The sequence below is a fragment of the Xanthomonas sp. WHRI 7065 genome (genome assembly GCF_040203115.2).
GTDB classification, from domain to species: domain Bacteria; phylum Pseudomonadota; class Gammaproteobacteria; order Xanthomonadales; family Xanthomonadaceae; genus Xanthomonas; species Xanthomonas arboricola.
The window spans coordinates 4,360,662-4,385,591 of record NZ_CP168194.1; the positions used below are offsets into that span (position 1 = coordinate 4,360,662).

General features: G+C 66.0%; 25 protein-coding genes, 1 tRNA gene, 1 other RNA gene and 1 pseudogene. 11 read left to right on the forward strand and 17 right to left on the reverse strand.

The annotated features are described in order from the left end of the window. The first annotated feature begins 277 nt into the window (after positions 1-277). Positions 278-1,015: a DNA/RNA non-specific endonuclease gene (locus ABQY64_RS18125; protein WP_039518674.1), complete on the forward strand. Its 738-nt coding sequence runs from the start codon at positions 278-280 to the stop codon at positions 1,013-1,015. Positions 1,016-1,054: 39 nt separating this feature from the next. Here ABQY64_RS18125 and ABQY64_RS18130 read toward each other — a convergent pair. The 4 genes from ABQY64_RS18130 to ABQY64_RS18145 all read right to left on the reverse strand — a co-directional run bounded on the left by ABQY64_RS18130 (position 1,055) and on the right by ABQY64_RS18145 (position 2,246). Beyond that, positions 1,055-1,131: non-coding RNA, sX9 sRNA (locus ABQY64_RS18130), on the reverse strand. Positions 1,132-1,288: 157 nt separating this feature from the next. Further along, positions 1,289-1,630, reverse strand: coding sequence for a hypothetical protein (locus ABQY64_RS18135; protein ID WP_104574649.1), 342 nt, complete (start codon positions 1,628-1,630; stop codon positions 1,289-1,291). A gap of 51 nt (positions 1,631-1,681) precedes the next feature. Further along, a complete protein-coding gene (locus tag ABQY64_RS18140) occupies positions 1,682-1,915 on the reverse strand; it encodes a DUF1653 domain-containing protein (protein ID WP_349780426.1) in 234 nt (77 codons plus the stop codon). Positions 1,916-2,039: 124 nt separating this feature from the next. Beyond that, positions 2,040-2,246: a hypothetical protein gene (locus ABQY64_RS18145; protein ID WP_047127422.1), complete on the reverse strand. Its 207-nt coding sequence runs from the start codon at positions 2,244-2,246 to the stop codon at positions 2,040-2,042. 176 nt (positions 2,247-2,422) lie between these two features. Here ABQY64_RS18145 and ABQY64_RS18150 point away from each other — a divergent pair, with 176 nt between their 5' ends. Continuing rightward, complete coding sequence (locus ABQY64_RS18150) at positions 2,423-2,668, forward strand: hypothetical protein (RefSeq protein WP_349780427.1); 246 nt, start codon at positions 2,423-2,425, stop codon at positions 2,666-2,668. On the opposite strand, the gene ABQY64_RS18155 is transcribed toward ABQY64_RS18150, so the two are convergent. From ABQY64_RS18155 to ABQY64_RS18175, 5 genes are all read right to left on the reverse strand, one after another. Then, a complete protein-coding gene (locus tag ABQY64_RS18155) occupies positions 2,621-4,099 on the reverse strand; it encodes a SulP family inorganic anion transporter (protein ID WP_349780428.1) in 1,479 nt (492 codons plus the stop codon). The two genes, ABQY64_RS18150 and ABQY64_RS18155, sit on opposite strands and share 48 nt — an antisense overlap. Positions 4,100-4,515: 416 nt before the next feature. After that, on the reverse strand, positions 4,516-6,315 hold the full coding sequence (locus tag ABQY64_RS18160; RefSeq protein ID WP_349780429.1) for a chloride channel protein: 1,800 nt from the start codon (positions 6,313-6,315) through the stop codon (positions 4,516-4,518). 166 nt (positions 6,316-6,481) lie between these two features. After that, positions 6,482-7,258 (reverse strand): type I methionyl aminopeptidase, encoded by a 777-nt coding sequence (gene map / locus ABQY64_RS18165; protein ID WP_102583578.1) that lies wholly within the window; start codon positions 7,256-7,258, stop codon positions 6,482-6,484. Continuing rightward, positions 7,255-7,467, reverse strand: a complete 213-nt coding sequence (locus ABQY64_RS18170; RefSeq protein WP_024938505.1) for a ParD-like family protein — start codon at positions 7,465-7,467, stop codon at positions 7,255-7,257. Before ABQY64_RS18170 ends, map begins: the two co-directional genes overlap by 4 nt. Positions 7,468-7,599: 132 nt before the next feature. Further along, positions 7,600-8,736 (reverse strand): MFS transporter, encoded by a 1,137-nt coding sequence (locus tag ABQY64_RS18175; protein ID WP_374151371.1) that lies wholly within the window; start codon positions 8,734-8,736, stop codon positions 7,600-7,602. A 395-nt stretch (positions 8,737-9,131) separates the two neighbouring features. Between ABQY64_RS18175 and ABQY64_RS18180 the strand changes: the two genes are divergently transcribed. Continuing rightward, positions 9,132-9,647 carry a TetR/AcrR family transcriptional regulator gene (locus ABQY64_RS18180; RefSeq protein ID WP_372469954.1) on the forward strand — a complete coding sequence of 172 codons (516 nt, stop codon included), beginning with the start codon at positions 9,132-9,134 and terminating at the stop codon, positions 9,645-9,647. 71 nt (positions 9,648-9,718) lie between these two features. Here the strand turns inward: ABQY64_RS18180 and ABQY64_RS18185 are convergent, their stop codons facing one another. Next, the gene (locus tag ABQY64_RS18185; RefSeq protein WP_349780458.1) at positions 9,719-10,627 is read right to left on the reverse strand and encodes a LysR family transcriptional regulator; all 909 of its coding nucleotides are present in this window, start codon (positions 10,625-10,627) and stop codon (positions 9,719-9,721) included. A gap of 113 nt (positions 10,628-10,740) precedes the next feature. Here ABQY64_RS18185 and ABQY64_RS18190 point away from each other — a divergent pair, with 113 nt between their 5' ends. The 3 genes from ABQY64_RS18190 to ABQY64_RS18200 all read left to right on the forward strand — a co-directional run bounded on the left by ABQY64_RS18190 (position 10,741) and on the right by ABQY64_RS18200 (position 13,068). Then, positions 10,741-11,844, forward strand: a complete 1,104-nt coding sequence (locus ABQY64_RS18190; protein ID WP_349780459.1) for an alkene reductase — start codon at positions 10,741-10,743, stop codon at positions 11,842-11,844. Positions 11,845-12,577: 733 nt separating this feature from the next. Continuing rightward, positions 12,578-12,793, forward strand: a complete 216-nt coding sequence (locus ABQY64_RS18195; protein ID WP_104646441.1) for a hypothetical protein — start codon at positions 12,578-12,580, stop codon at positions 12,791-12,793. Beyond that, a complete protein-coding gene (locus tag ABQY64_RS18200) occupies positions 12,790-13,068 on the forward strand; it encodes a hypothetical protein (protein ID WP_166767236.1) in 279 nt (92 codons plus the stop codon). Before ABQY64_RS18195 ends, ABQY64_RS18200 begins: the two co-directional genes overlap by 4 nt. 130 nt (positions 13,069-13,198) lie before the next feature. Here the strand turns inward: ABQY64_RS18200 and ABQY64_RS18205 are convergent. From ABQY64_RS18205 to dtd, 4 genes and pseudogenes are all read right to left on the reverse strand, one after another. Then, positions 13,199-13,271: transfer RNA gene (locus ABQY64_RS18205), tRNA-Ile, on the reverse strand. Between the two features lie 290 nt (positions 13,272-13,561). Beyond that, positions 13,562-13,875, reverse strand: a pseudogene (locus ABQY64_RS18210) (hypothetical protein). 186 nt (positions 13,876-14,061) lie between these two features. Beyond that, complete coding sequence (gene rpoD / locus ABQY64_RS18215; RefSeq protein WP_016902493.1) at positions 14,062-15,936, reverse strand: RNA polymerase sigma factor RpoD; 1,875 nt, start codon at positions 15,934-15,936, stop codon at positions 14,062-14,064. A gap of 107 nt (positions 15,937-16,043) precedes the next feature. Next, positions 16,044-16,484, reverse strand: a complete 441-nt coding sequence (gene dtd, locus ABQY64_RS18220; RefSeq protein WP_039815885.1) for a D-aminoacyl-tRNA deacylase — start codon at positions 16,482-16,484, stop codon at positions 16,044-16,046. On the opposite strand from dtd, the gene ABQY64_RS18225 reads away from it, so the two are divergent. Next, positions 16,483-17,499 carry a lauroyl acyltransferase gene (locus ABQY64_RS18225; protein ID WP_024938516.1) on the forward strand — a complete coding sequence of 339 codons (1,017 nt, stop codon included), beginning with the start codon at positions 16,483-16,485 and terminating at the stop codon, positions 17,497-17,499. The genes dtd and ABQY64_RS18225 overlap by 2 nt on opposite strands. A gap of 54 nt (positions 17,500-17,553) precedes the next feature. Here ABQY64_RS18225 and ABQY64_RS18230 read toward each other — a convergent pair whose 3' ends face one another. Next, positions 17,554-18,075 (reverse strand): GNAT family N-acetyltransferase, encoded by a 522-nt coding sequence (locus ABQY64_RS18230; protein ID WP_047129480.1) that lies wholly within the window; start codon positions 18,073-18,075, stop codon positions 17,554-17,556. A 244-nt stretch (positions 18,076-18,319) separates the two neighbouring features. Here ABQY64_RS18230 and ribA point away from each other — a divergent pair, with 244 nt between their 5' ends. From ribA to ABQY64_RS18245, 3 genes are all read left to right on the forward strand, one after another. Continuing rightward, entirely contained in the window at positions 18,320-19,453 is a 1,134-nt protein-coding gene (gene ribA / locus ABQY64_RS18235; protein ID WP_349780431.1) for a GTP cyclohydrolase II RibA, read from the forward strand. Positions 19,454-19,591: 138 nt separating this feature from the next. Next, positions 19,592-20,068, forward strand: coding sequence for a PH domain-containing protein (locus ABQY64_RS18240; protein WP_047129748.1), 477 nt, complete (start codon positions 19,592-19,594; stop codon positions 20,066-20,068). Then, positions 20,065-21,570, forward strand: coding sequence for a PH domain-containing protein (locus tag ABQY64_RS18245; RefSeq protein WP_349780432.1), 1,506 nt, complete (start codon positions 20,065-20,067; stop codon positions 21,568-21,570). Before ABQY64_RS18240 ends, ABQY64_RS18245 begins: the two co-directional genes overlap by 4 nt. Positions 21,571-21,645: 75 nt before the next feature. Here the strand turns inward: ABQY64_RS18245 and ABQY64_RS18250 are convergent, their stop codons facing one another. Then, a complete protein-coding gene (locus tag ABQY64_RS18250) occupies positions 21,646-22,704 on the reverse strand; it encodes a CDP-glycerol glycerophosphotransferase family protein (RefSeq protein ID WP_349780433.1) in 1,059 nt (352 codons plus the stop codon). Here ABQY64_RS18250 and ABQY64_RS18255 point away from each other — a divergent pair, their 5' ends adjacent. Next, complete coding sequence (locus ABQY64_RS18255) at positions 22,705-23,529, forward strand: glycosyltransferase family 2 protein (RefSeq protein WP_102580477.1); 825 nt, start codon at positions 22,705-22,707, stop codon at positions 23,527-23,529. 122 nt (positions 23,530-23,651) lie between these two features. On the opposite strand, the gene ABQY64_RS18260 is transcribed toward ABQY64_RS18255, so the two are convergent. After that, positions 23,652-24,929, reverse strand: a complete 1,278-nt coding sequence (locus tag ABQY64_RS18260) for an O-antigen ligase (protein ID WP_349780434.1) — start codon at positions 24,927-24,929, stop codon at positions 23,652-23,654. Position 24,930 lies beyond the last annotated feature (1 nt).

Genomic DNA, 24,930 nt, shown 5'->3' on the forward strand with positions numbered 1-24,930 from the left:
ACGCTCCAGGCATAACCAGGGGCTTATCGCCTGCCAGCCCGTATGCCGCTCAATGCGCGAGACCGGTCACAGTTTTGCCGGAAAAACTGACGTGACCGCACATTCCTCACGCCTACGTCACCACCAAGCAACATTTGCATGCGATAGCTGTCGCGCTCGCTAAAACAGCGAGCCAACTGTCCCCCTTCCAGCGCGCGTTCCGCTGAGCGTCGATCTGCCCCCGGCAGCCGGCGGTGGCGTCGTGCGTCCGATTGATTTTCCAGGAGATTCACTGCCCATGCGCTTCCGGACTTTCTTCGCCGTTCTGCTCTTCACCGCTGCCAGTGCCAGCGCAAACGCCCAGGTCGTCACCCTCAACAAGGGCGGCTACACCTTGCGCTACGACTGCACCAACCACACCGCGTTGCGCTACGAGTACGTGCTGCAGGCCGATACCGGCTCGGCCGCACGCCCGTCCAGTTTCAATCTGGACACCGAACTGCCCAGCGGCTGCGCCGGCCAGACCTCCACCGCCTCCTACGCCAGCGTGCGCACCGGCTACGATCGCGGGCACCTGGTGACCTCCAACCACATGGACTACAACGCGACCTACATCCGTCGCGCCAACCTGATGTCCAACATCGTGCCGCAGGTGTCCAGCTTCAACCAGGGCATCTGGGTGCGCGCCGAAAACGTGGCCGAGTGTTACCGCGACATCGCCAGCGTGCAGGTCTACGGCGGTGTGATCTACAGCGACACGACCAACGATTACTTCCTGAGCAGCCACGGCATCCGCACCCCGGACTTCTTCTGGAAGACGATCATCACTGCCAACCCGGGCGGCGGCACCCGCGCGATCAGCTGGCTGATTCCCAACAGCGCCAACCTCGGTTCGCTGGACAGCTACATCGTCAGCATCGACGAACTGGAAGACCTCTACGGCGCCAGCACCATCGGCATCACCGCACCGGCCGCCGTCAAGGCCATGCTGCCCGCCACCACCTGGCCGCAGCCGAGCAATTGCGACCTGGGCTGAGGGCGGCTGCCCACTTCTCCAGCCACGTCGATCAAGAGCAGCTGACACCATGTTGCGAGCAGTCGTCAGGTGGGTACGAAAGGCGCCTACGGCACCGGAGTGTCCGAATGGCCCTTGCCGGTGTCGGGCACCGGCCGCGCCCATCTGGCGCTGAGCGCAGCAGCCTGCTCAGCCGCTCTACACCGCTGGGCGTGCGATCCAGCAGACAAGGCCCGGGATTCCCGGGCCTTTTCGTTGCAGGCAGCGGCACGCCTGGCCCGCTGCAACGCGCACTTAGGCCTCGGGCGCGGCAAGCGCCGCAAACCAGTCCGCGTATGGCGTGTTCTTGACCAGATGCCGATTGAAGTCTTTGGCACCATCGCTCCACCACACCGGGCCACGCTCTCCCAGCGCCGTCTTGGCACGGTCGACCGCCGCACGCGCTGCAGCCAGCCGCCCGGCATCCTCATCGCGCTTGGCCGCCTTGACCGCGCGTCGCGCGTCCATCAAGGCGCCGACCAGCCCGGCACGCACGTCTTCGCGCAGATGCGGGTTGGCGGTACGCCAGAGCCGGCCACGCACGATCAGATACCGGCCATCGGGCGTGGTGACAGGCGCAGCATCGGCGGCGGTCATTGCCAACGTACTCGCCAACAACCAAGTAACGTCGTGCAGACCAAGCCGCGCCTACTCGACCTGCGCAAAGCGCGGACGCGCAACGCCATCCACCTCGACCTGCTCGACGAACATCGCATACGGCCGCACCCACAGACCGACGTCGCTGTCCAACGGGCGATAGAGCACCAGCGGGGCCAGTGTTTCGCTGCAGCGCACGACGCCGAGCACGTCATAACGGCCGCCCTTGAAGTGGCGGTACTGGCCCAGCGCGATGCTGGGCAATGGCGACAGGGAGGTGTCCATGGATGTCACAGAATGGGCAATCCGCAAGTCTAGGCAGCATGGCCGGCCGCAGCCAGCACATGCCGCGCAACCGGCAGCCTGCCGGGTTCAGCGATGCACGGCCGCGTGCAACGCTGCCACGCGCCTACTGGTCGTCGTCTTCGTCTTCGTCGTCTTCCGCGCCCAGGTCGTCGTCGTCCTCCACCGGGTCTTCGATGCCGTCGTCGTCATCGATCTCGCTGTCCTGTGCAGGCCCTTCCTGGATCGGTGTGTTGTCCCTGCCCGGTGCCTTGATGCCATTGGGCGGGGTCGGATCGTCTACGCCGCGGTTGCCGTTTTCGTCGTTGCTCATGGTCTGCTCCAGCGGTAAAAGACCGCATAACCACCCTCCTCCCGCCGATGTGACGCGCACGTGTGTCCTGCACGATGGCAGCGCACCCGTGCGGCCACGCGTGAGGCGAACGAACGCGACTGCATCCGGCCGGCACCTGTGGCCGTATTGATGAGAACGCCCACGGAGTCACCCGCATGCCGAGCCTGATCTGCGACCTGAAAGACCTGCTCGCCGCCTGGAAGGCCGAAGCCAGAACCTTCGATGCCTGCGACATGCCGGCTTCCGCGCTGGCCTTCCGCGACTGCCATCGTCGCCTGTCCGCGTTGCTGGACGACCATGCGCGCCACGCGGCGGCGCCAACGGACGCGCTGGCCGCGCACGAGCAGCCGGGCTCAGTGCCCCAGCTGCAGGCGCGCGCCATCGCGCCGATGGGTTCCTAAGGTTTCGATCAGCGTATCGCTGGCCTGATTCACGCCGATCACCTCGACCTCGGCGCCGTGCGCGCGCAGCTTGAGCACCACCTGATCCAGCGCTGCCACCGCGCTGATGTCCCAGAAGTGCGCGTGGCTCAGATCGATCAGCACCTTCGGCGGCGTGCCCGGGAAATCGAAGCTGGCCACGAACTGCCCGGCCGATGCAAAGAACACCTGGCCGCGCACCGTATACACGCGCACTCCGTCGTCACGCTCGCTGGCCTGCACCTGCAACATGCGCCCGACCTTGCGCGCAAAGAAGAGCGCCGACAGCAGCACCCCGGCCAGCACGCCGCGGGCCAGATCGTGCGTCCATACCGTGACCACGACGGTGCCCAGCATCACCACCGACGAACTCCCCGGGTGCGTGCGCAGATCGCGTAGCGAGCCCCAGCTGAAGGTGCCGATGCTGACCATGATCATCACCGCCACCAACGCCGCCATCGGGATCTGGCGCACCCAGGGCGCGCCATACACCACCATCAGCAGCAGGACGACGCCGGCCACCAGGCACGACAAACGCCCGCGCCCGCCCGAGCGCACGTTGATCACCGATTGCCCGATCATCGCGCAGCCGGCCATGCCACCGAAGCACCCGGCCAGCAGGTTCGCCAGCCCCTGCCCTGCGCATTCGCGGTTACGCTGCGACGGGGTATCGGTGAGGTCTTCGACAATCTGCGCGGTCATCAACGACTCCAGCAGGCCCACCACAGCCAGCGTCGTCGACACCGGCAGCAGGATGCGCACGCTGTCCCACGTCAGCGGCACGTCCGGCAGCAGGAACACCGGCAGGCTGTCGGGCAGACGGCCCATGTCGCCCACGTCGCGGATGTCGATGTGCCAGTACGCGCACACCGCCGTCAGCACCACGATGGCGACCAGCGGCGAGGGAATCGCCGTGGTGAAGCGCGGCAGCAGATAGATGATGGCCAGGCCCGCTGCACACACCGCATGCACCGGCCATGGCATGCCGACCAGCTCCGGCAACTGCGCCAGGAAGATCAGGATCGCCAACGCATTGACGAAGCCGGTGATCACCGAGCGCGAGACAAAGCGCATCAATGCGCCCAGGCGCAATGCCGCCGCGATCAGCTGCAGCACGCCGGCCAGCACGGTGGCCGCCAGCAGGTATTGCAGGCCGTGGTCCTTGACCAGGTCCACCATCAGCAACGCCATTGCGCCGGTCGCGGCCGAAATCATCCCGGGCCGGCCACCGGCGATCGAAGTCACCACTGCAATGCAGAACGCCGCGTAGAGCCCGACCTTGGGGTCGACGCCGGCAATGATCGAAAAGGCAATGGCTTCGGGAATCAGCGCAAGCGCGACCACGATGCCGGCGAGCACATCGCCACGCACGTTGCCGAGCCATTGCTGGCGCAACGAGAAAACTCTGGACATTGAAACGACTCCGCGCACCGGCAAACACACGGCGCGAATACATGAACGTCAAATACCTGGACCTTCGCAGCAACTGCGAGCGCGTGATGCCTTAGGTCAGGGTGGTGTCATGTGTCGGAAGAGATCGTTTTGGACGAAGCTTCATGCTAACGCGCTGCTATCGGTCTGCACAACCCGATGGCGCGCTGCTGCGCACGCTCGTCGAATAGTGGAGGATGAGCAACGCTGCCGATGCGCGAGTACCACCAACGCTCAGCCCGCTGAAAGCCGCGTGCTGGCATCGCATGCTGCCACTGTCGATGGGCAAGCTGCATGCGTCGTGGGCACAGGGCGTTGCGTGAGACACCGTCTGCGTGCGGTGGATGTGCCGGGCAGCACGCGCCCTGTCGCTTCAGCCGCTGCCGGCAGCGCGTGGCTCAGTCGTCGCCGAGCACACGCTCGCCCATCAGTTCGCGTTCGCGCTTTTCCAGTTCTTCGGCATAGCGCTTGCGCACGAAGCTTTCCGACAAAACGCCCAGCACATTGCGTTGTGCATCGATCACCGCCAGCTCGTCGGCCTGCGTGGCATCGAAGACCTTCATCACCGCCACGATGTCGGTGTCTGCCAGCAATGCCGCATCGCGGTGCTTGGCGTAGTCGCTCACCGGCGCATCGGCCTGCACGTTGTCCGCATACAGCACTGCCAGCGGCACCACACCGGCGTAATGGCCGGCGGCGTCTTCCAGCACCACGCGCTGCGTGGACCCCAATGGAAACCGCCGGCGAAACTCGCTCACCGTGGTGTCGTGCGCGGTGTGGTTGGCGTCCTTGCGCATCATCTTGCCGGCCGACAGATTGCGCACCCACCCCACGTCACGTGCACTGCGAATGTTCTCGCCACGCAGATGCAGGCGCCAGGTGGAGAACGAATAGCCGAACACCTGGCGCACCACGGTGTTTGCCACCAGCACCGCCACCATCACCGCGCTCGCCAGCACAAAGTCGTGCGTGCCTTCCAGGATCAGCATGGCCATCGTCATCGGCGCACCGACAATGGCTGCCGCCAACGCGGCCATGCCCACCAACGAAGCGCTGGTGATGTCCACCGCCGCGGCGCCGACCAGCAGGTTCAGGAACACCGCAAACAGGCTGCCTACCAGCGAGCCCATGAACAGCGAAGCGAAGAACAGCCCGCCACGGAAGCCGAAACCCAGCGAGATGCCCGACGCGATGCATTTGAGCACCAGCAAACCGGCCAATACCTGCAGCGTGCTGCTGCTGGTCAGGTCCAGATGCAGGGCGCCATGTCCCGATGACAGCACTTGCGGCGAATACATCGCCAACGGAATCAGCAGCAACCCGCCCACCACCGGGCGCCCCCAGAGCGGCAGCTCGATCCGCCCCACGGCGCGTTCGATACCGGCCACCAGCCGCATCACCGCGATGCCGATCAACGCGCAGGTCAGCCCCAGCGCGATGTAGATCGCATAGTCGCGCGGCTGCAATTGATAGGCGACCGCCGCCGGCAACGAATACGGCGCGGCACCGAGCGCGTTGGCCATGAACGCGCCGGCCAGCGCCGCTGCGGCCACTGGCGCAAGCGCCGAGGGCGTATAGGCGCCGATCACGATCTCGAACGCGTAGAACGCACCGGCCAGCGGCGCCCCAAACGCACCGGCGATCGCGCCTGCCGCGCCGGCACCGACCAGCGTGCGCATGTCGGCCCGGCGTACCCGCAGGACACGGCCCAGCTGCGAACCGGCGCCTGCGCCCATCTGCGTATAAGTCGCCTCTAGCCCCACCGATGCGCCAAAGCCGTTGGACAGCAGCGTCTGCACCGCAACGATCAGGTTGTCGCGCATCGACATGCGCCCGCCGTGCAAGGCATTGGCCTCCACCGCATCCACCAGCGGCCGCTTGCGTCGCCGCGCCAGCAAGGCCACCAGGCCCACCAGCAGGCCGCCCAACGGCAACACCAGCAGCTGGGTGGCGGTGATCGATTCGGCGGTACTGAGCCGCTCGCCCGGCGCAAGCGCGTACAGCCAGGCCTGCAGCGCATGCGCCATGCCGGCCTGCACCACCATCAGTGCTGCGGCGATCAGCCCCACCACGGCTGCCAGCCCGATGAACCACAGATCGTTGGCGCGCAATTGCCGGCGCAACCACTCCAGCGGCCGTCGCCAGAATGCGACTGCCGGGTGCACGGCGTGCGTGGGGTTGTGAGGAAGTGGCTGCATGGAAGACCAGCGCTCCGCCGGATCAGGGTGCCGGCGCACGGGAGACGTCAGCGATGCGGCCTAGTGTGCAGCAACCTGGCTGACCTGCCGCAGTCTGGCCGCGGCAGTGCACGCAACGAACACAGCGGCGGCAGCTAGTGCAGGCCACGCGCCGGGGACGACACTCTCACCCCAGTGCACACAGCGGCTTTTCCCCGGGGCGCAAGGTCAGCACACGCACACCGGTACGCGTCACCGCCACGGTGTGCTCGAACTGCGCCGACAACTTGCCGTCGCGCGTATGCACCGGCCATTGATCAGGCTCGGCGCGGATCGCCGCCCTGCCCTGATTGATCATCGGCTCGATGGTGAACACCATGCCTTCCTGCAGCTGCATCCCGGTGCCGGCATGCCCGTAGTGCAGGATCTGCGGCTCTTCATGCATCTGCCGGCCGATGCCATGCCCGCAATATTCCTTCACCACGCTATAGCCCTGCTCGCGCGCATGCCGCGCGATCGCATGACCGATGTCGCCCAGCCGCGCGCCCGGACGCACCGCGGCAATCCCCTTCCACATCGCCTGATAGGTGGCCTGCACCAACCGCCGCGCCGGATACGCCACCTCGCCCACCAGATACGTCGTGCTGGAGTCGGCGATATAGCCATCCTTTTCCAGCGTGATATCCAGATTGACGATCTGGCCGTTGCGCAGCACGTCCGCGGCCGCGGGCACGCCATGGCACACCACATCATCGATCGAGGCATTGAGCACGAAGGGAAAGTCGTACTGGCCCTTGCTGGCCGGCCGCGCGCCCAGTTCGTCGACAATCATCCGCTCGACGAAGTCGTTGAGTTCCAGCGTACTGCGGCCTGCCAGCGGCAGCTGATCCAGCGCATGGAACACCTGCGCCAGCAGCGCACCGGCGTTGGCCATCAGCGCAATCTCCGCCGGCTGCTTGATCATGTCCGCGCCGGTTTCAGGGATTGCGGACGCACGCCCGCCGCGCGCAGTTCCTGCGCCACGATGTCCTGGAACGAGGATTCCGGATGCATCTCGCACAGCATGCCGACCTTGATCCAGAAAGTGGCCTGCGCGTTGATCGACCGGCTGGTCACTGTGCACGCGCGGCGCAGCTGATCGTGCAGTTCGTCATCGATATTGACGATGCCCATGCAAGCTCCTATGTCATGAATATACAGATCGTATATGAAACGTATAAAGACCTGCAATGCCGGCAGTTGCCTGCGTCTGCGCTCGCTGGTTACCAGGCGAACGCAGCCGGGAAGACATCAGGCAGGGCAGCGCTAGTGACCGGCAACCGGCGAGCGTGCGCCCGCCGCAAAGCCGTGCTGTCGGGCACGCCATGCAATCAGCAGCCCGATTGCCAGCAGCAAGGCCATGGCAACCGGAAAGGTCTGCGCGCCCCATTGGTCCAGCAGCACGCCGCCCACCACGCCACCACCAGCGATGACGCTGTTCCAGGCAACCACATTGAGCGACAGCGCAACATCGGCGCCTTCGCCTGCGCTGTCGGCAAGCGCGGTCTGCAGCAGCGTCGCCGCGCCGCCAAAGGTCAGGCCCCACACCGCCACACAGACGTAGACCACAGGCTGCACGTCTTGCAGCAACGCCAGCACCACTGAGATCGCAAGGAACGTCGCCAACGACACCAACACCGTGCCGCGTAGGTGCTGCTCCACCAACTTTGCTGCCACGCCGATGCCGACCAGTGCCGCAACGCCGAAGATCAACAGCAACACATCCACGCGATGTGCCAGCCCCGCGTGTGCGGCGAACGGCGCCACATAGGTGTACAGGATGTTGTGGGCCAGCATCCATGCCATCACGGTGGCGAGCACCGGGCGCACGCCCGGCGTGCCGAGCACCTTGCGCAGCGGCACCCGCTGCGCTGCGGACTGCCCGGGGTAATCGGGCACCTTCAGCAGCACCCACACGATCAGGATGAGCGTCAATCCGGACATCGCCGCGAACGCACTGCGCCAGCCCAGTAGGCCGCCCATCCAGGTGCCCAGCGGCACACCGAGGGAAAGCGCAACCGGCGTGCCCACCATCGCAATCGCCATGGCCCTGCCCTGCTGGTCCGGCTGCACCATGCGCCGCGCGTAACCGGCAAGCAGGCTCCACGCCAGGCCTGCCGCTGCGCCGGCAAACAAGCGCGCCACCAGGGTCAGCGCATAACTGGTCGACAGTGCGGTGACCGAGTTGAACAGCAGGAAGCCGACGATGGTGAGCAACAGGACGTTACGCCGCCTCCACTGCTGGGTCGCAATGGTCAGCGGAATTGCGGCAATCACCGACCCAAGCGCGTAGGCGGTCACCGTCTGCCCGGCCAGTGCCGGGCTGATACCAAGGCCTGCGGACATCTGCGGCAGCAGTCCTGCCGGAAGGGTTTCGGTCACGATGCAGATGAAACCGGTCATGGCCAGCGCCAACAGCGCGGCGACGGGCAAGGGCGGCGGGATCGCGCTGGCAGTGGATGCAGTTGGAGAGGTCACACGCTGTCCTTCATTGGGGAGGGGGGGAATGCTGGTCAGACCGCTACATATATATCGATCGATACATATCAAGACCAAAAAAAAACAGGTCTTCGTCCTGAGACCTGCCGGTCGGCACCACTGAGTTTTTACATATGTATCGGTTGATATATATATCTGCAGGGCGGCCACGTTGTCAACGACATCTGTATCGAATAGTCTTGATGTAGACATCGGAGGGCGCCATGGCGCAAATGGGAAGGCCACGCAGCTTTGACCGTGACGCCGCGGTGGAAGAGGCGCTTCACCTGTTCTGGGAACAGGGCTACGAATCCACCTCGTTGAGCCAGCTCAAGGCCGCGATTGGTGGCGGCATCACCGCGCCCAGCTTCTATGCCGCCTTCGGCTCGAAGGAAGCGCTCTTCAAGGAATGCATGGACCGCTACCTGGCGACCTACGCCAGGGTGACCCACTGCTTGTGGGACGCCGCGCTTGGCCCCAGGCAGGCAGTGGAGCTTGCGCTGCGCCGTTCCGCCAAGATGCAGTGCGAGCGCGGCCACCCGAAAGGCTGCATGGTCACGCTGGGAGTGATGAGCGCGCCGTCGCCGGAGCTCTCGGCACTGTGCGCACCGCTGACGCGCTCGCGCGCGCGCACGCGCGCCGGCATCCGCGCCTGCGTGGACCGCGCCATCGCCGGCGGAGAACTCGGGCCTGCCGCGGACGCCGCCGCACTGACCTGCGTGTTCGACAGTTTCCTGCTCGGGCTATCCACGCTGGCCCGGGATGGCATGAGCTTCAAGGCGATGGATGCCGCGATCACGCAGCTCATGGGGCTTTGGGACGCCCAGGCGCGCTAGGTAGGCAGCGCTTCAACCTGTGCGCCGCCGGAGGTATCGATGGCAGCGGCAGCGCGCATCGCTGTGCTGGTCTAGTCGAAGGTACCGACAGCGGAAAGCCGCACCAACTCGTCCACCACGTAGCGCACCTTCGGGCGCAGATGGCGCGTGCGCGGCCACAGTGCGAAGATTTCGATGCAATAGGCCGTGCACTCTTCCAGGACGAGCTGCAGCCTGCCAGACGGGATGTGCGGGCGCACCAGCGAAATCGGCATCTGGCAGATGCCCAGACCTGCGATCGCAGCGTCGATGACCGCGTCGCCGTCATTCAACTGATGCGTTCCTTGCGGCACAAAATCGCCGGCGCCCACCGTGTCGCCAAACCGCCAGCCGACAGGCTGGCCATTGCGGAAGCCGACGATGCTGCGATGCGCCTGCAGGTCCTTGATGGTGCGGGGAGTTCCGTGTGCAGCGAGATACCCAGGTGAGGCGCATAGCACCAGTCGCTGCCGCCCCAGCTTGCGCGCAACCAGGCCACCGGAGCTTTCAACGCCGCCAAACCGGATCGTCAGGTCGATGCCTTCCTGGGCCGGGTCGATCAGATGGTCGTTGAAGGAAAGCGTGTAGTGGAGATCGGGATGCGCTGCGCCGATGCGGAGCAGGATCGGCAGCATGACGTGGCGGCCGAAAGACGACGGCATGTCCACGCGCAACCGGCCGCTGGGCAGTGACGACTGAGAGGCCAGGCCGGCTTCTGCGCTGGCGATCTCTTCCAACGCAGCAGCGCATGTCGCGAAATAGGATTCACCATCAGCAGTGAGCGCTATACGGCGCGTGGTGCGATGGAACAGGCGCACGCCCAGCCGCGTCTCCAGGCGGGCGATCGCCTTGCCTACCGCCGAGCGCGAGATCCCCAGCGACTCGGCCGCCTCGGTGAACGTCCTGGAACGTGCCGCAGTGACGAAGGTGACCAGCCCATTGAGTGTCTCGACAGGGATCATCAGCGGCCCTTTGGGGAATCGATGTCCCCAATGGCGGGACGCCAAGCGCCTTTATGTGCGCCGAAGTCAACCTTACCTTCTTTAGCCTGTCCTCACCAACTAGCGCCCTCCCCATGACATCAACGATTTTCCACCCCTTCGATCTCGGCGACATCCGGCTGCGCAACCGCATCGTCATGGCACCGATGACCCGCGCGCGCAATCCGGGATGCGTGGCGAACGCATTGACGGCGACGTACTACGCTCAACGCGCGAGCGCAGGCCTGATCGTCAGCGAAGGCACTCCCGTCTCGCAGCAAGGCCAGGGCTACATCGATGTGCCCGGCATCTGGTCGCAGGAGCAGGTCGCCGGCTGGAAGATGGTGACCGATGCAGTGCATGCCCAACAGGGCAACATCTTCGCCCAGTTGTGGCATGTGGGCCGCATGTCGCATACCTCGCTGCAACCCAATGGCGCCGATCCAGTGAGCGCGAGCACGCGCCCGGTGGCATCCAGCTCCAAGAGCTTTGCGTTTATCTACCGCGAAGACGGAACGCGTGGGACGGCTGAGCCCAGCCCGGCACGTGCGCTTGAGACCGAAGAAGTGCCAGGCATCGTCGGCGATTTCGAGCAGGCGGCACAACGCGCGATCGACGCCGGCTTCGACGGCATTGAGATCCATGCGGCCAATGGCTACCTCTTCGAGCAGTTTCTCAACCCGATCACCAATGACCGTGTCGACGCCTACGGCGGTTCGCTGCAGAACAGGGCGCGGCTCATTCTCGAGACCGTGGATGCGGTGGCTGCGCGCATCGGCTCACGCAAGGTGGGGATCCGCCTTGCACCGAACAATCGCCAATTCGACATGCCCGCGTACGCGGAGAGCGAGGCCAGCTACCTCTACCTGGCCGAAGAACTGGCCAAGCGCGAGCTTGCGTATGTGCATCTAAACGACAACCACGCAAACGGCTCGCCGGACATGAGCGAAACATTCCTCGCAGCGTTCAAGCGCACCTACGGCGGCACCGTGATCCTTGCGGGCAAATTGAACCTGGAACGCGCAGCCCGGTTGATCGATCAGGCAGTGATCGACCTGGCCGCGTTCGGCCAACCCTTCATTGCAAACCCGGACCTTGTGGCACGCCTGCAGACAGGCGCACCGCTCGCATCGCCGGATCGCGACACCTACTACGGCGGCGGCGCCGAGGGTTACACCGACTATCCAGCCGCAACCTGAAGCACAAGCATCACCTCCGATGCATCCGCCGGCGGCTGGCGCTGCGCGCTGCGAATTCGCCTCCAGAGGGCTATCGCAGCGCGTATTGGTGTGCTCCTGCGCCAAGCTGCACCGCGTGTGGAGGTGTGCTTGAGTGACGCGTCTTCCATTGAGCTGGCGGTACGTGTGATCGCCGGCGGCGCGTCATCGACCGCCCCTGCCCCAGCCAGCCTTGTTGGACCTTCCAATGACCCTCGGTAGCGTGGACATGACAGCACGACAAGCGGCGGCGTGAGAGCAGCACGCGGTCAGACGGGCGCGTTGGCCAATGCCCGACATTAGAGGTTGGGCGACATGGCTACCTGCCTTGACCTTCGACGCGTCTGCTCGCTCACCGACTACTAGAGCCCAGTCTGAAGATGCGGCAGGCACGACCAAGCGCTGCCGGAGGTTCTCGAAAGGAGCTCCCTTAACTCCAATGCTTTCCCGTTGACACGCGCCAGGAGCCGGAGCGAGTATGCGTGCGTCGCCGCATCATCGGCGACCGGGCTTGGCGGCCTGACTGTCAGCGGCGAAAGCCGCATTGAGCATGCTCTGCGGCTTTTTCGTGCCCGGCGTTGTCTGTTTTTATGGACGGTCGGACGGGGAGGCTGCAAAGCCTGCCGGCGCTGACCCGGTCCGCCAACCCCGTTCGGTCGTCCACCCTGCTTGGCGGCGTGGTGGATGGTTCGCTCATTGAACTGGAGTCAGCACCATGTTCTACAACACCCAACAAGCACCCGCGTCTGCGGCGCGCCAGATCGGCCACCATATCGATCTGATCGCCAACGCTTTCGAATGCAGTCATGCGTGGCTGAACCAGATGGCACGCCTCGTAAGCACAGGCAAGGCCATCCACGCCCTCCCGTTTGCCGACAATAAAGCAGCGATCGCTGCAGTTGATACCTTGTGCGCGCAGGTGCGGCCATGAGCACTAGCAAACAGTTCCGCGTCTGCACAGGCGTCACCCTCAGCTTCGAAATGATGCAGGGCTACGTGCTAGCGATGTTGCATTCCCACGCGCAGCCCGGCCTGCCGCCGGTCCTGATCGCCTGCGAAGCCACCGGCTTCGATGACGTCTTGCCGGGCGGCGATACGCAGAGCATCGTGCTGGGCCGGCTGCACGTCTGCATGCATGAAGACCCGGCAGTTGATGTCCTCACCTGGCTGCGCAAGCAAGCGCACCGTAACGGAGCGACACGATGATTACCACACACGCAAACGCTTATCCATAAGACGCCAACTACGCAATCAGCGAAGAACACGACGTTGCCCGATAGTTTCCGAGCCACAAAAAAGGCACTTGGACGCGCGTCTAAGTGCCTGCTTTCATTAGTGGGCCCACCAGGATTCGAACCTGGAACCAAAGGATTATGAGTCCTCTGCTCTAACCGTTGAGCTATAGGCCCGGCAGGGTGGGTGGCGAGATGCGGGGCATGTCGGACCGTCCAGCTGAGGCGAAAGTTTACCTGCCCGCGCGCGTCGCTGTCTGCTGACATCAGGCATCGATGAGGAGAAGCGCCCGAACCCACCGTGCCCGCGCATGCCCACACAAAAAAGCCCGGCCTGAGCCGGGCTTCTAAATTTGTATGCGATGACCGCGCCTTGCGCACCATTCGCGGTAGGTGATCCGGTGCTACAAGCACCTCAGCAATCAGCACCTCAGCAATCCCGAATCCCCACTCCCCAATCCCGGCTACTAAGCCACCTCAAGCTGCGCATCGACCAATTGCCGGCCTGCGCGGAATCCCTGCGCGATGGCTTCCTGGTAGGTCTCCCATCCCTGTTCCCGGCCACCGATGCGTGGCTGGCGTTTGCCGCCCAGTGCATACACGTCGACCCATAGCGTCCACCTGGCGCCCGGGGACGCCTGCTCGGTGCGTACGCGAATCTCGTGCTCGCGGTATGTGGTGGTTTCAAAGCGGCTTTGCCTGCTCATACGACAGCCTCGTTCCATTCGTCCATCAACTTAGAAGCCACGGCTAGAACGTCACGTGAGTCAGGCAGAAACATCGGCTTCATGTTGCGCCGCTGTCTGGCTTCGTCGCCGGGGCGTGAATGTCGCCTGCGCCACCCCCGGCGCGTCGGTGCTTCAGCGACGTCCACCCGGGCAAGCATAGCTCGCGGCATGCCCCACAACACAACAGCCCCGCATGTGCGGGGCTGTTGTGTGATCACTGCACCGATACGGCTACCGGATCAGTCGATGTCCAGGAACGAGCGCAGCTGTTCCGAACGGCTCGGGTGACGCAGTTTGCGCAACGCCTTGGCCTCTATCTGACGGATCCGCTCGCGGGTGACGTCGAACTGCTTGCCCACTTCTTCCAGCGTGTGATCGGTATTCATGTCGATACCGAAGCGCATCCGCAGCACCTTGGCCTCGCGCGGGGTCAGCCCTGCCAACACGTCCCGCACCGTCTCGGAGAGATTGATGTTGGTGGTGTTGTCGATCGGGGACTCCACATTGGTGTCCTCGATGAAGTCGCCCAGATGCGAATCCTCGTCGTCGCCGATCGGGGTTTCCATCGAGATCGGCTCCTTGGCGATCTTCATCACCTTGCGGATCTTGTCCTCGGGCATGTCCATTTCCTTGGCCAGCTCCTCTGGCGTGGCCTCGCGGCCGAACTGCTGGAGCATCTGGCGGGAAATGCGGTTCAACTTGTTGATCGTTTCGATCATGTGCACCGGAATACGGATGGTGCGCGCCTGATCGGCGATCGAACGGGTGATGGCCTGACGGATCCACCACGTTGCATACGTCGAGAACTTGTAACCGCGGCGGTATTCGAACTTGTCCACGGCCTTCATCAGGCCGATGTTGCCTTCCTGGATCAGGTCGAGGAACTGCAGGCCGCGGTTGGTGTACTTCTTGGCGATGGAGATGACCAGGCGCAGGTTGGCCTCGACCATTTCCTTCTTGGCCTTGCGTGCCTTGGCTTCGCCATAGGCCATCGCGCGGCTGATCTCCTTGATCTCGCCCAGGGTCAGGTAGTTGGCCTTCTCCATCTCGATCGAGCCCTGCTGCTCGGAGACGATCTGGTCCTTGACGTCGCGCAGCGCCGACGACCACTTCTGCTTGCGCTTGAGTGCGTCTTCCACCCATTCCAGGTTGGTCTGGTTGCCTTCCCAGGAGCGGATGAAATCCTTGCGCGGCATGCGTGCCACGGTGGTGGCCAGGTGCAGCACCTTGCGCTCGTGATCCTTGATGCCGTTGACCACGCCACGCAGCTGGGTGACCAGCGCATCGGTCAGCGGCAGCGGCAGCTTGAGCGTGGTGAAGATGGCGGCCATGTCCTCGCGCGCCTTGACCACCAGCTTGTGCTCAGCGCCGTTCTTGGCATAAATCTTCTTGAACTTGGCGTATTCGTTGGCCAGGTTCTCCATGCGCGTGGCCACTTCCACCGGGTCCGGACCGGTCGGGCCGGCCTCTTCCTCGGCAGCGTCGTCATCGCCGTCTTCGTCGTCGTCTTCATCGACCGCGTCTTCGTCGACGGCGACCGGGCCGGCGGCGGCCAGCGCAGCAGCGGCGGCGTCGGCTTCTTCGATCAGATCGTTGAAGCCGACCACGATCTCGGCCAGACGCTTCTTGCCTTCCTTGTGCGCTTCGTAATCGGCCAGCAGCATTTCGGTCGACAGCGGGAACACACCCAGCGCTGCCTGGACCTGGCTCAGGCCTTCTTCGATACGCTTGGCGATGGCGATTTCGCCTTCGCGGGTCAGCAGCTCGACCGTACCCATTTCGCGCATGTACATGCGCACCGGGTCGGTGGTGCGGCCACCTTCGGTGTCGAGCGCGGTCAGCGCGGCGGCAGCTTCTTCGGCTGCGGTGTCGTCAACCTCGCGGTTGCCGGTGTTGCCATCGTTGAGCAACAGGGTTTCAGCATCGGGCGCAACTTCATGGACATCGATGCCCATGCCGTTGATCATGCTGATGATGTCTTCGATCTGCTCCGGGTCGACCAGGTCGTCGGGCAGGTGGTCATTGACTTCGGCGTAGGTCAGATAGCCCTGTTCCAGGCCCTTGCTGATCAGTAGCTTGATGTCGGATTGCTGGGCAGGACGTTCGTTGGCCATGAGTGCTCGCGCCACCGGCTTTGAGATTGGAAAGAGAACCTAGCATTATACCAGCGTGAAGCCCGGTCTGCCGGATTCAAGACAGGACCGCTGGTGGACGTGGGTTTCTAGGGTCTGAGAAGGAAGGTCACCGGGCCATCGTTGACCAGGTCGACAACCATATGGGCACCAAAGCGCCCGGTTTCCACCCCGCCGCGATGTTTTTGCCGGCAGATCGCCACCAATTGATTGAACGCCCGTTCAGCCTCAAACGGCGGCGCTGCCGTGCTGAAGCCGGGGCGATTGCCGGAACTGGTGTCTGCGGCCAGGGTGAACTGGCTGACCAGCAGCAGGCCGCCGCCGGTGTCGGTGAGTGAGCGGTTCATCTTGCCGGCGTCGTCGGCGAACACGCGGTAGCCGAGCAGGCGCTCGGCCAGGCGCCGGATCTGCGCGTCGCTGTCGCCGGGCTCGACCCCGACCAGCGCCAGCAGCCCGGGACCGATCTGCCCGACGGTCTGCGCATCGACCGTGACTGCGGCGCGGGTGACACGTTGAATCAGCGCAAGCATGGGCACTCTCCGGCAGCAAACTGTGCCGCGCAGCATGCCCAGCACGGTTGGCACTGTCACGCGCGGGTCATCGCCGGCCGCGCTGTTTAGAATTGCGCGGATGAAACCCGATGTTCGCGCTCGCCTGCTTTACGCCACCGCCGCCACCGTGGGCCGCCTGCCGTGGCCGCTGCTCAAACGTGTGGCCGACGCGCTGGCCTGGAGCTGGCGCAAGCTTAATGCGCGCGAGGCGCGCGTGGCACGCCGCAACCTGGAACTGGCGTACCCGGAACTGGATGCCGGCCAGCGCGCGCAGCTGCATGCGCAGGTGCTGCGGTCGACCGCGCGGCAGACGCTGGAAGTGCTACGCACCTGGACCCGCCCGCCGGCCGAGAACCTGGCGCGGCTGCAACGCAATGGCCAGGCGCTCTACGACGCCGCGCTGGCCTCCGGGCGTGGCGTCATCGTGGCCGCGCCGCACTTCGGCAACTGGGAGCTGCTCAACCAGTGGCTGTCCGAACGCGGGCCGATCGCCATCGTGTATCGCCCGCCGGAATCGGACGCGGTGGACGGCTTCCTGCAACTGGCACGCGGCGGCGACAACGTGCGCCAGGTGCGTGCCGAAGGCCCGGCGGTGCGGCAGTTGTTCAAGGTGCTCAAGGACGGTGGCGCGGTCGGCATCCTGCCCGATCAGCAGCCGAAAATGGGCGATGGCGTGTTTGCGCCGTTCTTCGGCATCCCCGCCCTGACCATGACCCTGGTCAACCGACTGGCCGAGCGCACCGGCGCGATCGTGCTGTATGGCTGGTGCGAACGCGCCGGCGGCGACCTGCAATTCGCGTTGCATGTGCAGCCGGCCGACCCGGCAGTGGCCGACGCCGACCCGGTGCGCGCCGCCAGCGCGCTCAACGCGGGCATCGAACAGATCGCCCGGCGCGACCCGGCGCAATACCAATGGACCTACAAGCGCTACACGCTGCGCCCGCCGGGCAGCGGCGAGCCCAATCCGTATGCGACCGAGCGGCATCCGCACTGACGCCGGCTGCCTAAAGACGGAGCCGCCCGCGCATAGCGCGGCGTTGCCGGCGGCTCAATCGTCGTGCGGAGCGGCCGGCGTGGCGAGGATGCGCTGATAGAACGCCAGGTCCAGCCAACGGCCGAACTTGAAACCGGCCTCGCGCACGGTTCCGGCATGGGTGAAGCCGAACTGTTCGTGCAGCGCAATGCTGGCCTGATTGCTGGCATCGATGCCGCCGACCAGCACATGCACGCCGCGTTGTTCCGCCGCCGCGATCACGCCCTGCAACAGCAGGCGTCCGAGCCCCTTGCCGCGGTGGTCGCGGTGCACGTAGATCGAATGCTCCACGCTGTACTTGAACGCCGGCCAGGCGCGGAAGGTGCCGTAGCTGGCGAACCCCATCAGGCTGCCGTCGGCAGCTTCCACCCCGATCACCGGAAAGCCGCCCGCGCGCTTGGTCGCAAACCAGCCGACCATGCTCTCCGGTGGCCGCGGCTTGTAGTCGTACAACGCGGTCGAGTTGGCGATGGCGTCGTTGAAGATCTCCAGGATGGCGCTGGCATGGCGGTCTTCGCTGCAGTCGATGAGAGACATGGGGTCCGGTGCGGGCAGAGGGTCTTGGGATTAAAAGGCATTGCCGGGCGATGAACAACGCAGCCGGCATGCAACCAATCCACGCCTGCCGCGCAACTCAAACGGCGGGCGCTGGATGCAGCGTTCCACCCGGCCGTGGCGACTGGCGCTTGCGAACCACGCGACAATGGCCGCACGCGGCAGGCAACGGCCGCGGCGGCGTCCGCCTTGAAGCGGCCGTGGCAATCCCCATCTGGAGTCGTGCATGAGCAGCCCCGTCCCCTCCCCCAGCGCGCAGGCCTTCGGTGATCCGGCGGCGATCCGTTGCGAGCGCGCCGCCTCCGAGCTGCGCGCCGGCCGCCCGGTGCTGCTGACGGCGGCCAACGGGCAGGCGCGCGCGGTGCTGGCGCTGGACAGCAGCACCGCGCAGTCGTACGCGGCCTTCGCGCGTGCGGCGCAGGGGCGGCACTATCTGTTCGTCACCCCGACCCGCGCCCAGGTGCTGGGCCTGAGCGCGCCGCAGGGCGCACGCGTGGCGCTGGTCGAACACGACTACGACCAGCTCGCTGCCCTGGCCTACCTGCGCGACACCCCGGTACCGACGCAATGGACCCCGGGCGATGCGCTGGATGCCGGCACGGTGGAAATCGCGCGGCTGGGCCTGCTGCTGCCGGCGATGCTGGCCGTGGAACTGCACGACGCGGATGACCACGCCGCCTTCGCCGGTTGCCAGTCGCTGGCACTGGACGATCTGGGCAGCGGCTGCGCCAAATCCGCCGCGGCCGGCTACGAGCTGGTCACCCGCACGCCGGTGCCGTTGCGCGGGCTGGGGATGAGCGAGTTCGTGGTGTTTCGCGGCGGGGTGGCGCAGCGCGACCAGGTGGCGATCGTGGTCGGCCAGCCTGATCTGTCGGCTGCAGTACCGGTGCGCGTGCATTCCTCCTGCCTGACCGGCGATCTGTTCGGTTCGCTCAAATGCGATTGCGGCGACCAGCTGCGGCATGGCCTGGCCAAGCTGAAGGAGCTCGGCGGCGGCGTGCTGCTGTATCTGGACCAGGAAGGCCGCGGCACCGGCATCGCCGCCAAGATGCGCGCGTACGGTTACCAGCATGCCGGCCTGGACACCATCGATGCCGATGCGCAGCTGGGCTTCGGCCCGGACGAGCGCCGCTACGGCAGTGCGGTGGCGATGCTGCGCGGTCTGAGCATCGGCCGGATCCGGCTGCTGACCAACAATCCCGCCAAGGCCGAGCGCCTGCGTGCGGCCGGCATCGCGGTCGAGGACCGCATCCCGGTGACCGGCGACATCACTCCGGAGAACGAGCAGTACCTGCGCACCAAGGCCGCGCGTGCCGGGCATGCGCTGGATGTGGATGCGCTGATTCTGGCCGCGCAGTAAGCGCCGCTGCGCCGGATGCGCCCGCCCGCGGCGCCCGGCTATGCTTGCGCACCGCTCCTGCAGGCCAGCCTTGTGCACGACGCTCCACCGCCGCACCCCGAGGTCATCGTCGCTGCCGCGCCGGCACAGGCTCCGGCGGTGGACCACACCCAGTGGCAACCGCTACCGCAACGCGGTGCGTATGTGGCCGGCGTCAACGGCGCGCTGGGCGGCGGATGTGCCGGGCTGATCGCCGCCGGCGTGACCGTCACCGTGCTACACGCCTGGCATAACTGGCCGGTGGTGCTGGGCGTGACCGTGGTGGCCGCGCTGCTGGGTGCGTGGTTCGCGGTCAAACGGCATCGGCTCACCCACTGGAAACTCGACCAGCACGGCCTGGCGCTGCAACGCGGCCATCTGTGGCAGAGCGACACGCGCATTCCGATTTCGCGCGTGCAGCACGTGGACCTGCGCCGCGGCCCGATCGAACGCGCCACCCGGCTGACCACGCTGGTGGTGCATACCGCCGGCAGCCGGCTCAACGCGGTGGCCTTGTCCGGCCTGGATCAGGGCGATGCCGAACGCCTGCGCGACCGCCTCGCCCGCCAGCTCGATCACGACGACGACGCGCTGTGAGCGCCATCGAACACCCCGGCCAGGACGAGCAGCGCCTGCATCCGCTGTCGTGGGTGTTCGTGTTGTTGCAGCAGATCCGCCAGTTCCTGATTCCGCTGGCGGCCTTGGTGCTGTTCGGCAGCCGCGATGGCAGCCGCGACTCGGCCGACCACATCGCCACCGGCGTGGTGATGGCTGTGCTGGTGGCAATCTCGGTGCTGCGCTATTTCACCTATCGCTACCGCATCGGCACCGATGGGGTGGCGATCCGCAGCGGGCTGCTGGAACGCAGCCGGCGCGATATCCCGTTCGCGCGCATCCACAACGTGGTGGTACATCAATCGCTGCTGCACCGGCTGGCCGGCGTGGCCGAGGTGCGCCTGGAATCGGCCGGCGGCCACAAGCCCGAAGCGGAGATGCGCGTGCTGCGGCTGGACCAAGCACTGGCGCTGGAAGACCTGATCCGTCGCCGCACGCATGACGCCGATGCCAGCACGCCGCAGATCGAGGCCGACAGCAACACGCTACTGCGCCTGCCGCTGGGTGAAGTGATCCGGCTGGGGCTGATCTCCAACCGCGGCATGGTGGTGGTGGCTGCCAGCTTCGGCGTGATCTACCAGATGATTCCGCGCCGCACGGTGTCCAACTTCGTCGAACACAACGGCGAGCTGGCGTACCGCTACGTCAGCCAGATCCATCCGGGGGCGGCGGTGACCGCCGCGTTGGTGGTGCTGGGCGCACTGGCCGTATTGGTCGCGATGCGCGCGCTGTCGGTGGCGCTGGCGGTGGCGCAGTACTACGGCTTTCATCTCAGCCAATCCGAGCGCCGCCTCACCGTGGAGCGCGGCCTGCTGACGCGCATCCGCAGCAGCGTGGCGCTGCGGCGCATCCAGTCGTGGACGCTGTACGAAAGCCGCCTGCATCGCCTGTTCGGTCGTCGCCAGTTGCGGGTGGAGACTGCCGTGGCCGGCAGCGCCGACCGCGAAGGCAGCGCGTTGAAGGAGCTGGCGCCGATTGCCGACCCGCAACGCTGCGATGCCTTGTTGCAGCGCCTGCTGCCGGGGATTGCCTGGCCGCCGGCACAGTGGCAGGCGATCGCCACGCATTGCTGGTGGCGCTTGAGTCTGCCCACGCTGCTGTTGCTGCTGCCGCTGGTGATCGGCCTGGCCTGGCAATTCGGCAACCAGGCGGCATGGTTGCTGCTGTGGTTGCCGTGGAGTGCATTCAAGGCGCATCGCCAGGTGCACCGCATGGGCTACGCGGTGGATGCGCGGTTTGTCGCCGTGCGCGGTGGCTGGTGGAAACGCTGGTGGCGGCTGGCCGAGCTGGACAAGCTGCAGGCGCTGCAACTGCAACGCTCGCCGCTGGACCGTCTGTCCGGCACCGCAACGCTGTGGCTGGACACTGCCGGCGCCAGCGCGACCGGCCCGGGGTTATGCCTGCGCTTTGTGCCGTTGGCGCAGGCGCAGGCGCTGCAGGCGCAGTTGGGTGCCGCGTTGGCGCGGCGCAAGCTGCGTTGGTGAGTTGGGAGTCGGGATTCGGGATTGGGTGAAGTGCTGATTGGCAGCGGTATCTCGTCAACGCGCAACTCGCAGTGATCAGCGTTGTGCCGGGCCCCAGTATCCGAGTTCGCGGCGGATCTGCAGGCCTCGCCACACTGCACCCAGCGGCTTGCGCCGCAGCGTGCCGAGCTTGCCGGCGATGAAGTCCTCGGTCGCTGCCATCACCCGCTCCGACGACCGCCCGTCGCGGTATGGGTGGATCGCATCGGCATAACGGGCGAGCGCATTGCGCAGCGACGCATCCGGCGCCAGCGCGCGCGCCAGCTGCTGCGGCAATTGCCCGGGCTGCTGGAAGTCCAGCATATGCGGCTGCGGCACGCGGTTGCGGAAGGTCACCACCGGTTTGTGCTGCACCACGAACTCGGACACGATCGACGAGGTATCCGACACCAGCACATCGGCCGCACGCTGCCCAGCCATCACTTCTTCGGGTTCGACAAAGCGGGCATGCGGCCCGGCCAGCGCGCGATAGCGATCGAACAGCTCCGGCGCGCACTTCGGATGCAGCGTCAGCAGCCAGTAATGCGCACCGCGTGCGATATCAGCGGCGATCTCGTCGTAGAGCGCGGGCGCAGCGCTCAAGCGCTCGGTAAACGTGGAGCCGAACAGGATCACCGGCCGTCCGTTGGCGGGCGCGCGCAGTGCAGCGCTGCGGCCGCCATCGTCGCGGAACACCGGGTCGAGCTTGGGCCAACCGGTTTCGACCACGGCAAAATGCCCTTCGCGCTCGGCGAGTGCGCGAAACGGCGCCGTGGTGGCCGGGCCTTGCGTGCAATACAGATCGAACAATCCGCGCACGCGGAAGTGCCCGCGGTTGTCTTCGCGTTTCTGCACGTTGAACCCATGGAACAGCTGCACCTTGGCGCCCGCAATGAACGGCGGCACCCAGTTGGCCGCGCTGAACACCGCACGCGGGCGCAACGCCAGCGCCTCACGCAGGCCGACCTCGCGCACCTCCGGCAACACCAGCCCGCGCGCACCGCCCTCGAACCACGCCGATACGGCGTGCCCGCGGGCCTGTAATGCCTGCGCCAATGGCGCCAGAATAGGCAACGCGTAACGTTCCGTTGCGAACAGCAGGTATTGAGCCATCACATGTCCTCTTCGACCGCACCCGACGAACGGCCGCGCATCAGCGCCTGCATTATCGCGTTCAACGAGGCCGATCGCCTACGCGACTGCCTGCGCTCGCTGGCGTTCTGCGACGAGATCGTGGTGGTGGACTCCGGCTCCACCGACGCCACCGTGACGCTGGCCACCGCACACGGCGCACGCGTCCTGCAGCGCGCCTTCGATGGCTACCGCAGCCAGAAGGCATTCTGCGTTGCGCAGGCCAGCCACGACTGGGTGCTGTGCCTGGATGCCGACGAACGCGTCAGCGATGCCTTGCGGGCGTCGATCGTTGCCGCGCGCGATGGCGGGTTTGCTAATGCGGCCGGCTATCGCTTCGCACGGCTGTCGGATTATTTCGGCCGGTTCCTGCGCCATGGCAATGCCTATCCGGATCGGGTGCTGCGCTTGTTCGATCGACGCCGCGGCGGCTGGCGCGGCAAGCGCGAGATCCACGAGGCGGCCAGTGTCGACGGTGCAGTGGTGACCCTGGCCGGCGATCTGATCCACTATCCGTACCGTTCGCTGGCGCAGCAACTGGCCAAGACCCAGCGCTACGCGCAGATGATGGCCGAGCACGAGCATGCGCGCGGCAAGCGTGCGACCTGGAGCAAGCTGGTGCTGGCGCCGGCCTGGCGCTTCTGGCGCGGCTACCTGCTGCGCGGCGGGTTTCGCGATGGCTGGCACGGGTTGATCTATGCCTACGTGCGCGCCAACTACGTGCGCCAGAAGACCATCATGCTGTGGCTGCTGCAGCACAACCAGCCGGTGCAGGACCCGCCGCGTGCGGACGAGCGGCGCGGCGACTGAGAGCGGTCAGCAACACGACTGCGCTCGCCGCTACGTCGGCGCAAGACGCGCTCGAAGCCGGCAGTCCACCACGTCAATTCCGGTGACGAGGGAATAACCCATCGCCACCGCAAGCCCGCTTGCTAGACCTTGTCGGCCGCTCGAGCCGGGAACTCCTGCGCCTGACGCGCTGCCAGCCCGACCAGCACACCGACCATCGCCGTGTAGAAGCTGGCCGACACCTGGTGCGCAAACATGGACTGGGTCAGCCCGCACAGCGCATAGCTCACCACGATCATCACCCCAGCCGCGGCCGGTCCGCGGAACTGGCGCTGGCAGCTGCGGCGATGCAGCCGCACGAAGATCCACAACGGCACCCCGTAGACCGCAAACAGCAGCAACAGGCCCGGCACGCCCTGGGTGGCGCCCCACTCGGCCAGATCGTTGTGCGCATGGCCCAGATGACAGCGCAGCAGCCAGGTGTCGCCGGCGCATACCGGCAGCTCGCGCATCGCATCGTCGAAGCGCCCGACGCCGATACCGGTGAGCGGATGCGCGCGCAAGGTGTCCCAGGCCACATGCAGGCGCTCGATCCGGGCACCGGCGGAGGAGTCGCTGTCGCCGACCTCATAGCGCTGCAGGTCGCTCTGCAATTCGCCCAGGCGCATCTGCTGGGTCAACGCCGGCACGCTGAGCACCACGCCGACCGCCAGCACCGCACTGCCGACGAAGGTCAGCAAGCGCATGCGTGCGCTCTGCCAGGGCGCGCCCCAGATCAGCACGCCCAAGGTCACCAGCAACGACAACCACACCCCGCGGCTGCCGCTGAGCACAATCACCACCACCGTGGCGATGGCCGCGCCCACCAGCCAGCGCACCTTGCCGAGCGGACGGCAAAACACCGCCACCACCAGCAGCATCAGCGCGATATCGGCAAATACGATCGCATTGGTCCAGCCTTCCGCGCGGTCGGCACCGTTCATCACCTGCAGCATGGCAATCAACATTGCCGCGAACACGCCGGCAAGCGCGCCACGCCATAGCCAGACCTGGCGCGGCTGCAGTGCGTACGCCCACACCGCCGCCCACGGCAGCACCAGAAAGCGCGAGCGGTTGTCGACATCACGCAGCCCGTGCTCGAACAGCACGATCGACAACAGCGACATCGCGATCACCGCCGCGGCCAACCACCCCAGCGCGCGCAGCGACCAGGGGCGCATGGCAACGCCTGCGCGCAGGCTGCGCCAACCCACCAGCGAGCCAAGCAACAGGCACAGCCCGAACGGCAGCAACCCGCTCGGCATGCTGACCACCAGCGCGGTCAACGCGAACACGCCCAGTTCGGCAATGCCCACACCTGCAGGTGATGCGATGGGGGCCGACGAGGAAAGCGCAGCGGGCTGGGTGGGCAAGGAATTCATT

Excerpts from the sequence above, each read along its gene's own strand:
- ABQY64_RS18125 (WP_039518674.1), top strand. The coding sequence starts at position 278 with ATGCGCTTCCGGACTTTCTTCGCCGTTCTGCTCTTCACCGCTGCCAGT.
- ABQY64_RS18135 (WP_104574649.1), bottom strand. The coding sequence starts at position 1,630 with ATGACCGCCGCCGATGCTGCGCCTGTCACCACGCCCGATGGCCGGTAT.
- ABQY64_RS18140 (WP_349780426.1), bottom strand. The coding sequence starts at position 1,915 with ATGGACACCTCCCTGTCGCCATTGCCCAGCATCGCGCTGGGCCAGTAC.
- ABQY64_RS18145 (WP_047127422.1), bottom strand. The coding sequence starts at position 2,246 with ATGAGCAACGACGAAAACGGCAACCGCGGCGTAGACGATCCGACCCCG.
- ABQY64_RS18150 (WP_349780427.1), top strand. The coding sequence starts at position 2,423 with ATGCCGAGCCTGATCTGCGACCTGAAAGACCTGCTCGCCGCCTGGAAG.
- ABQY64_RS18155 (WP_349780428.1), bottom strand. The coding sequence starts at position 4,099 with ATGTCCAGAGTTTTCTCGTTGCGCCAGCAATGGCTCGGCAACGTGCGT.
- ABQY64_RS18160 (WP_349780429.1), bottom strand. The coding sequence starts at position 6,315 with ATGCAGCCACTTCCTCACAACCCCACGCACGCCGTGCACCCGGCAGTC.
- map (WP_102583578.1), bottom strand. The coding sequence starts at position 7,258 with ATGATCAAGCAGCCGGCGGAGATTGCGCTGATGGCCAACGCCGGTGCG.
- ABQY64_RS18170 (WP_024938505.1), bottom strand. The coding sequence starts at position 7,467 with ATGGGCATCGTCAATATCGATGACGAACTGCACGATCAGCTGCGCCGC.
- ABQY64_RS18175 (WP_374151371.1), bottom strand. The coding sequence starts at position 8,736 with ATGACCGGTTTCATCTGCATCGTGACCGAAACCCTTCCGGCAGGACTG.
- ABQY64_RS18185 (WP_349780458.1), bottom strand. The coding sequence starts at position 10,627 with ATGATCCCTGTCGAGACACTCAATGGGCTGGTCACCTTCGTCACTGCG.
- ABQY64_RS18190 (WP_349780459.1), top strand. The coding sequence starts at position 10,741 with ATGACATCAACGATTTTCCACCCCTTCGATCTCGGCGACATCCGGCTG.
- ABQY64_RS18195 (WP_104646441.1), top strand. The coding sequence starts at position 12,578 with ATGTTCTACAACACCCAACAAGCACCCGCGTCTGCGGCGCGCCAGATC.
- ABQY64_RS18200 (WP_166767236.1), top strand. The coding sequence starts at position 12,790 with ATGAGCACTAGCAAACAGTTCCGCGTCTGCACAGGCGTCACCCTCAGC.
- rpoD (WP_016902493.1), bottom strand. The coding sequence starts at position 15,936 with ATGGCCAACGAACGTCCTGCCCAGCAATCCGACATCAAGCTACTGATC.
- ABQY64_RS18225 (WP_024938516.1), top strand. The coding sequence starts at position 16,483 with ATGGGCACTCTCCGGCAGCAAACTGTGCCGCGCAGCATGCCCAGCACG.
- dtd (WP_039815885.1), bottom strand. The coding sequence starts at position 16,484 with ATGCTTGCGCTGATTCAACGTGTCACCCGCGCCGCAGTCACGGTCGAT.
- ABQY64_RS18230 (WP_047129480.1), bottom strand. The coding sequence starts at position 18,075 with ATGTCTCTCATCGACTGCAGCGAAGACCGCCATGCCAGCGCCATCCTG.
- ribA (WP_349780431.1), top strand. The coding sequence starts at position 18,320 with ATGAGCAGCCCCGTCCCCTCCCCCAGCGCGCAGGCCTTCGGTGATCCG.
- ABQY64_RS18255 (WP_102580477.1), top strand. The coding sequence starts at position 22,705 with ATGTCCTCTTCGACCGCACCCGACGAACGGCCGCGCATCAGCGCCTGC.
- ABQY64_RS18260 (WP_349780434.1), bottom strand. The coding sequence starts at position 24,929 with ATGAATTCCTTGCCCACCCAGCCCGCTGCGCTTTCCTCGTCGGCCCCC.